Origin of the sequence: Odoribacter laneus YIT 12061 (assembly GCF_000243215.1) — a bacterium.
In the GTDB taxonomy this organism is placed as follows: domain Bacteria; phylum Bacteroidota; class Bacteroidia; order Bacteroidales; family Marinifilaceae; genus Culturomica; species Culturomica lanea.
Genome location: NZ_JH594597.1, coordinates 173,014 through 180,090, shown reverse-complemented (window position 1 = coordinate 180,090; position 7,077 = coordinate 173,014). Strand labels below are relative to the sequence as shown.

Annotated in this window: 5 protein-coding genes; 3 read left to right on the top strand and 2 right to left on the bottom strand. The window is 39.9% G+C overall.

Going from position 1 to position 7,077, the window contains the following annotated elements:
* The first annotated feature begins 273 nt into the window (after positions 1-273).
* From HMPREF9449_RS13060 to scpA, 3 genes are all read left to right on the top strand, one after another.
* A complete protein-coding gene (locus tag HMPREF9449_RS13060) occupies positions 274-732 on the top strand; it encodes a lipocalin family protein (RefSeq protein WP_009137735.1) in 459 nt (152 codons plus the stop codon).
* 262 nt (positions 733-994) lie between these two features.
* Positions 995-2,869 (top strand): methylmalonyl-CoA mutase family protein, encoded by a 1,875-nt coding sequence (locus HMPREF9449_RS13055; protein WP_009137734.1) that lies wholly within the window; start codon positions 995-997, stop codon positions 2,867-2,869.
* Positions 2,870-2,951: 82 nt separating this feature from the next.
* Positions 2,952-5,108, top strand: coding sequence for a methylmalonyl-CoA mutase (gene scpA / locus HMPREF9449_RS13050; protein WP_009137733.1), 2,157 nt, complete (start codon positions 2,952-2,954; stop codon positions 5,106-5,108).
* A gap of 241 nt (positions 5,109-5,349) precedes the next feature.
* Here scpA and HMPREF9449_RS13045 read toward each other — a convergent pair whose 3' ends face one another.
* Both HMPREF9449_RS13045 and HMPREF9449_RS13040 read right to left on the bottom strand, forming a co-directional pair.
* Positions 5,350-6,069 (bottom strand): pirin family protein, encoded by a 720-nt coding sequence (locus tag HMPREF9449_RS13045; protein ID WP_009137732.1) that lies wholly within the window; start codon positions 6,067-6,069, stop codon positions 5,350-5,352.
* Between the two features lie 190 nt (positions 6,070-6,259).
* Complete coding sequence (locus tag HMPREF9449_RS13040) at positions 6,260-6,979, bottom strand: RDD family protein (protein ID WP_009137731.1); 720 nt, start codon at positions 6,977-6,979, stop codon at positions 6,260-6,262.
* Positions 6,980-7,077: the final 98 nt, after the last annotated feature.

The following is a 7,077-nucleotide window of genomic DNA, read 5'->3' as shown; positions in this document are numbered from 1 at the left end:
GAACGTTTTTTATAGTTGAAATTTGAATGATAAAAAGAAAAGACAACTTTTTTGAAAAAAAGAAAGCAATCATATTATTCCTTCATACAATGCTTATAATCAGTTCGTTTTTATATACATTTATACTCACTGTTATTATAAAAATTTATCCTTTCAATCTATCTTTTTTGGCTTTTAACACACTAATAAAACGTTCGTTAATATGTGTGAATCGGAAGTATTAATAACTTCTTTTTAATTTTTACGTACATAGGAAAAAATCTTTTAGCGCATATGACGAATAATATTGATAACAGAACTGTTGCAAGGCTTGATCTGAAGCGTTACATGGGGAAGTGGTATGAAATTGCCCGTTTTAATCATCGTTTTGAAAGAGGAATGGATGGAGTGACGGCTGAATATAGTTTACAGGAAGATGGGAAAATAAAAGTATTGAATCGGGGTTGGAAAAAAGGGGCTTGGCATCTTATCAAAGGAAAAGCCAAATTACCGGATAAATCTCAGCCCGGAAAGTTGAGAGTTTCTTTTTTCCCTTTTATTTATAGTGATTATTATGTCATGGAATTGGATGAGGAGCATTATTCTTATGCTATTGTAGGCAGTTCTTCGGATAAATATTTATGGATATTGAGTCGGACGAAGGAATTGAGTGGAAATTTATTGACCGACTTATTGACTAGAATTCGGGAACGTGGTTATGATACCGAGAAATTAATTTTTGTCATTCAATAGATTTTTAAAAATTTACAGTTAATCATTCGAATTTATCAAATATACAGAAGAAGCTGTTCGGGGAGAACAGCTTTTTTTATGAGAAGATTTTAACAGGAAGAAGGAGAGAGAGATGTTTATCTGGTTGAGAAATAAAAATTTGGAGGTTGGAGTCAAACGTTGTAAATAAGGAAAAAAGGCACTAAATAATTTTTTTAATCCTTTAAAAGACTTAAATTTGTTCGTTTTTTACAATAAACAGTTACAGTTAAATATATAAATTATGGCAGAAAATGTAAATCAGAAGCTTTTCAGTGAGTTTGCGCCTAACACTATGCAGGAGTGGGTGGACAAAGTTACTGTCGACCTGAAAGGGGCCGATTTCAATAAAAAGCTCGTATGGAGAACCAATGAGGGTTTTAATGTTCAGCCGATGTATCGGTTAGAAAACATGAAAGACCTTAAAAATCTCGAGTGTTTGCCGGGAGAGTTCCCGTTTGTAAGAGGCAATAAAAAGGATAACAATGATTGGTATGTGCGGCAGGATATCCGGGTAGAAGACATTGCCGAAGCCAATAAGAAAGCATTAGACGTATTAAACAGAGGAGTAAATTCGTTAGGATTTGTTTTCACGGGTTGTCGTGAGTTTTCAAAAGCTGATATGGAGGCTTTGTTGAAAGATATCTGTTTAGAATGTGTCGAAATCAATTTTGTGTGCGAATGTAAAAAATGCTCTATTGTAGATGCGTTTATGGCGGTAGTGGAAGAACGGGGAATTGATCCGGAAAAGATACAGGGAGGTATAAATATCGATCCGTTGACAAATTTGACTTTAAAGGGAAAGATTTGTTGTGAGAATCCTTTTGGTGCTCCTCTGGAAAACACCAAAAAAATGGCTGCTTATAAAAATTTCAAGACCATAGAAGTAGGAGGATATGTATTCAATAATTCCGGTGCTTCTATTGTACAGGAGTTGGGATTTAGTTTGGCTGCAGGAGTAGAGTATCTGGATAAGTTGACAGAAGCTGGAATGAGTGTAAATGAGATTGCTCCCCGCATTCGTTTCCATTTTGCTACGAGTTCCAAATATTTTATGGAAATTGCTAAATTACGGGCAGCCCGTTATTTATGGGCTCATATTGTAAAAGCTTACAATCCTTGTTGTGATTCTGTTTGTAAAATGAATACACATGCAGAAACTTCAGAATGGAATAAGACTGTGTATGATCCGAATGTGAATATGTTGCGTACACAGACAGAAACAATGTCTGCCGTATTGGGTGGGGTCGATTCTTTTACAGTACATCCGTACGATGATATTTATGAATGTGAACCTTCTGAATTAGGCGAACGTGTTGCCCGCAATCAGCAATTGTTACTGAAAGAAGAGTCACATTTTGCCCGTATCGTAGATGTGGCCGGAGGTTCTTATTATATTGAAGAGCTGACGGAAAATATAGCTGAAGCTGCCTGGAAATTATTTTTACAGGTACAAGAAGAAGGCGGTTATATAGAAGCTTTCAAGAAAGGTTTTATTCAAGCTGCTGTAAAAGCAACGGCTCAAGCCAGAGATTTGGCGATTGCTCAGCGGAAAGAGAATTTTGTGGGCACCAATCAGTTCCCCAATTTCAATGAAAAGATAGAAAAAGCGATTTGTTCTTGTGTGTTAGAACCAGAAGATCACGCTGTCGAAGGGGCTACAGTAGAAACCTTAAAACCTTATCGGGGTACACAGGCGTTTGAAGCATTGCGTTTAAAAACGGATATGTATGCTGCTAAGAACGGTCGTCCCGTAGTATATATGTTCCCGATGGGAAATCTGGCTATGCGGAAGGCAAGGGCTCAGTTTGCCTGCAACTTTTTCGCTTGTGCCGGATTCCAGGTAGTGGATAACAATGGTTTTAAAACCGTAGACGAAGGTGTAAAAGCTTGTTTGGATAACAAAGCCGCTATTGTAGTACTTTGTAGTGCTGACGATGAATATGCCGGATTTGCTCCTGAAGCTTTTGAGCGACTCAAAGATAAAGCGATTATCGTAGTAGCCGGTAATCCGGAAAGCCGTCCTGAATTGGAAGCCAAAGGATTGACCAATTATATACACGTAAAGAATAATGTGTTAGAAGAATTGAGCGGCTATCAGCAAAAATTAGGTATTTAATAATGAACGAGTAAAGAAAGGGGACGGGAAGAAATTCTACTTTAAACCCTCTGATTTCTATCACTCTTTAGATTTAAAATATATGAAACCAAATTTCAAAAATATAGATATTAAGGCGTCTCAAAAGGCTTCCCTTTCAGCTGAAGAATGGGAAAAGGCCAATCATATCGCCAAAAACTGGACGACGCCGGAATTAATACCCGTTAAGCCGGTATATACGGCTGAAGATTTGAAAGGAATGGAACATCTGGATTATGTTGCCGGTATTCCTCCTTATTTACGCGGTCCGTATTCTGCTATGTATCCTTTACGTCCTTGGACCATCCGTCAGTATGCAGGATTTTCGACTGCTGAAGAATCCAATGCCTTTTATCGCCGGAACTTGGCTGCGGGGCAAAAAGGATTGTCTGTGGCATTCGACTTAGCAACGCACCGTGGCTATGACTCGGATCATCCGCGTGTGATCGGGGATGTTGGAAAAGCGGGTGTAGCTGTGGACTCTATTCTGGATATGAAGATTCTGTTCGATCAGATTCCATTGGATAAGATGTCTGTTTCTATGACTATGAACGGGGCCGTATTGCCTGTATTAGCTTTCTACATCGTAGCCGGTTTGGAACAAGGTGCAACCTTGGATCAGTTGTCCGGAACCATTCAGAATGATATTCTAAAGGAATTCATGGTGCGGAATACTTATATTTATCCGCCTAAGTTTTCGATGAAAATTATAGCTGATATCTTTGAGTATACTTCTAAAAACATGCCGAAATTCAATTCGATTTCGATTTCCGGTTACCATATGCAGGAAGCCGGAGCAACAGCCGACATTGAATTGGCTTATACCTTGGCTGATGGTTTGGAATACTTACGGGCTGGAGTAAATGCCGGTATGGATATCGATGCATTTGCTCCTCGTTTGTCTTTCTTCTGGGCTATTGGTATGAACCATTTTATGGAAATTGCCAAGATGAGAGCCGGGAGATTGTTATGGGCGAAAATTGTAAAACAGTTTAATCCGAAAAATCCGAAATCTTTAGCGTTACGTACGCATTCACAGACTTCCGGTTGGTCTTTGACCGAGCAGGATCCGTTCAATAATGTAGGACGTACCTGTATCGAAGCTATGGGAGCTGCTTTAGGACATACACAGAGCTTGCATACCAATGCTTTGGATGAAGCAATTGCTTTACCGACCGATTTCTCTGCCCGTATTGCCCGTAACACCCAGATTTATATTCAGGAAGAATCAACCATTTGTAAGGCTATCGATCCTTGGGCAGGTTCTTATTATGTAGAAAATCTGACCAATGAACTTGTACATAAAGCTTGGGAACATATCCAGGAAATTGAAAAATTAGGGGGTATGGCCAAGGCGATAGAATCCGGAATTCCGAAATTACGTATTGAAGAAGCTGCAGCTCGTACGCAGGCTCGGATTGATAGCGGAGAGCAGACGATTGTCGGTACCAATAAGTATCGTTTGGACAAAGAAGATCCGATCGATATTCTGGAAATTGACAATACAGCTGTACGCGAAGCTCAGATTGCCCGCTTGAAGGAATTGAAAGCTAACCGGAATCAGGCTGAAGTGGAAGCAGCTCTGGATGCTATCACAAAATGTGTGGAAACAGGAGAAGGGAATTTGTTGGAATTAGCCGTAGATGCTGCAAAGAAACGTGCTTCTCTGGGAGAAATTTCCTATGCATGTGAAAAAGTTGTTGGACGTTATAAAGCTGTAATCAGAACTGTGAGCGGAGTATATTCAAGTGTAGCTAACGAAGATGCTGACTTCAAGAAAGCAAAAGAAATGGCCGACGAATTTGCAGAATTAACAGGTCGTCGTCCGCGTATTATGATCGCTAAAATGGGACAGGACGGACACGACCGGGGAGCAAAAGTTGTGGCTACGGGATATGCCGATATGGGCTTTGACGTAGATATGGGTCCTTTGTTCCAGACTCCGGCAGAAACAGCTAAACAAGCTGTAGAGAACGATGTGCATGTTATCGGGGTTTCTTCTTTGGCGGCCGGTCATAAAACCTTGGTTCCTGCTGTTATCGAAGAATTGAAGAAACTGGGACGGGAAGATATTCTGGTATATGTAGGAGGAGTTATTCCTCATCAGGATTATCAATTCTTGTTCGATGCCGGCGCAATTGCTGTGTTCGGCCCCGGAACGAAGGTTTCGAAGAGCGCTATTCAAGTGCTGGAGATCTTGCTTCAGTTAGCTAAAAAATAGTTTTTGCTAGAAACGAAGTAAAAGAAAATGAATGTCCAAAAAGGTGAAATTTTGCCTTTTTGGCATTCAATATTCCTTGAGGAACGGATTTGCATTCTATTGATAGTTGGGACGAAAATCCCTGATAGATAGTTATTTATCAGAAATTTTTGTCCCAACTGTCAATTTCTGAAAAGAGCACAGAATATTAGAAAAATAAAGCTTTACTTTCTGAAACGGCCTTAAGGGATGAAGCCGTTACTTAGTGGACGGCGGGAACTTCAATAAAAAGGACTTTTGAGTCTTCTTTCACTTCAATGCCAAAAGTTTGGGTGTCGTATATCCCTTGTCCATCCCGTTTGCCTAAAAAGGAACCTTCTACGATAACAGCCCCTTCGATAACGAAAACATACACTCCGAAACTATGGGAAGATTTGAAGTGATAGGTATGACGGGTATTTTTAGTGAGTTCTCCTATAGAAAACCAAGCCTGCTGATAAATCCATAATTCTTTTTCTTTACCGGGGTAGGGAGATATAATTTCTGTAATTTCATTTCGTCGGATGATATCGTTGATCCGAGCCGTTTCGTAACGGGAGGTCACATTCATTCTGTCGGGGATTACCCAGATTTGTAAAAAATCGGTATTTTTATCGTTACTGGCATTGTATTCGCTATGCAATATCCCTGTACCTGCACTCATTACTTGAATTTCTCCCTGATGCAGTACGGTCGTATTTCCCATATTGTCCCGATGCTTTAAGGCGCCACTTAGAGGGATGGATACGATTTCCATGTTCCGGTGAGGATGCATATCAAAACCTGTACCGGGATCGATGGAATCGTCGTTTAGTACTCGTAAAGCTCCGAAATTGACGCGTTGCGGATCGTAATAATCTGCAAAACTGAAAGTGTGAGAAGTGCGTAACCAGCCGTGATTGAAATGTCCCCGGGTATCCGCTTTGTGTAATACTGTTTTCATAATTTGTTTTATTTCGTTTAGTCGTATAAAATTATGGATTACCCAGTCACCGGACAATTATAAAGACTTATTATTTGTTAAACAAAAGAAGGAAAAACCGGGAAGAATCCCTAAAGATTGTAAACAAATCAAAGAGAAGGACAGGTTTCCAAAATAGGTTTTCTACAATCTTATCTTTGAAATTTGTTGTTTATTCCTGGGCCAAATGATAATAATCTTTCAAAATGGTTTTTATGAAAGTCTGGTTATCCATAGGGGAAGAAATGCCGGTGACTTCTTTTATTTTTTTAGCCAGCGGATCCAGTAGTTTAAAATCCAGACTGCGGTTAACTTCGGCTATTACTTCATTTATAATCCGTATATCCCGATCGGACAACAGGCTGACTTGCGGAAATACAACCGTATATTCGGCAGGAGTTGCATGACGGGTTAAGTCCTGTAAACTAACGGGGTTTTTCTGCCGGATAACTGTTGTGCCGGCTGCCAGGTCGCCGATTCTTTGCGTATGCTTTGTAAGGACAATCGAAAGAAGAGCTGTCACCCCACTGGTAAGAGTGATGTCGATTAATCGAAAAACCCAGCGTAGCATATAATCCCAAAAGCTTACCTTTTTCCCGTCTAAGCGGACAACTTGTAGACGAAAAGCCATCTTTCCGATACTTTTCCCATGGAAAAATAATTCGCAAAGCAGGTGATACAGGGGGAGGAGACTGAGTAGGATAATAAAAAATACAACACTGCCTGTACTTCCCTGACTGATACTCACTCCCAGTCCTCCTATAAGAGCGAAAAGAAGCGATAGAGAACCTAAAATAAGGAAATCCAGAAGGGTAGCCAGTATACGGGGACCTACACCTGCCAGCTCATAGTCGATGCCGACATTTTGTACAGTATTGACAGATATTTTCATGGGAAATGGAATTGTGTCCTGCAAACATATTATTTTTTGATAAAATAATCTATTTTTGTTATTAAAAATACATTTGTCCGGGATGAACGAATGAGCTA

Coding starts and splice junctions, on each gene's coding strand:
- HMPREF9449_RS13060 (WP_009137735.1), top strand. CDS start 274: ATGACGAATAATATTGATAACAGAACTGTTGCAAGGCTTGATCTGAAG.
- HMPREF9449_RS13055 (WP_009137734.1), top strand. CDS start 995: ATGGCAGAAAATGTAAATCAGAAGCTTTTCAGTGAGTTTGCGCCTAAC.
- scpA (WP_009137733.1), top strand. CDS start 2,952: ATGAAACCAAATTTCAAAAATATAGATATTAAGGCGTCTCAAAAGGCT.
- HMPREF9449_RS13045 (WP_009137732.1), bottom strand. CDS start 6,069: ATGAAAACAGTATTACACAAAGCGGATACCCGGGGACATTTCAATCAC.
- HMPREF9449_RS13040 (WP_009137731.1), bottom strand. CDS start 6,979: ATGAAAATATCTGTCAATACTGTACAAAATGTCGGCATCGACTATGAG.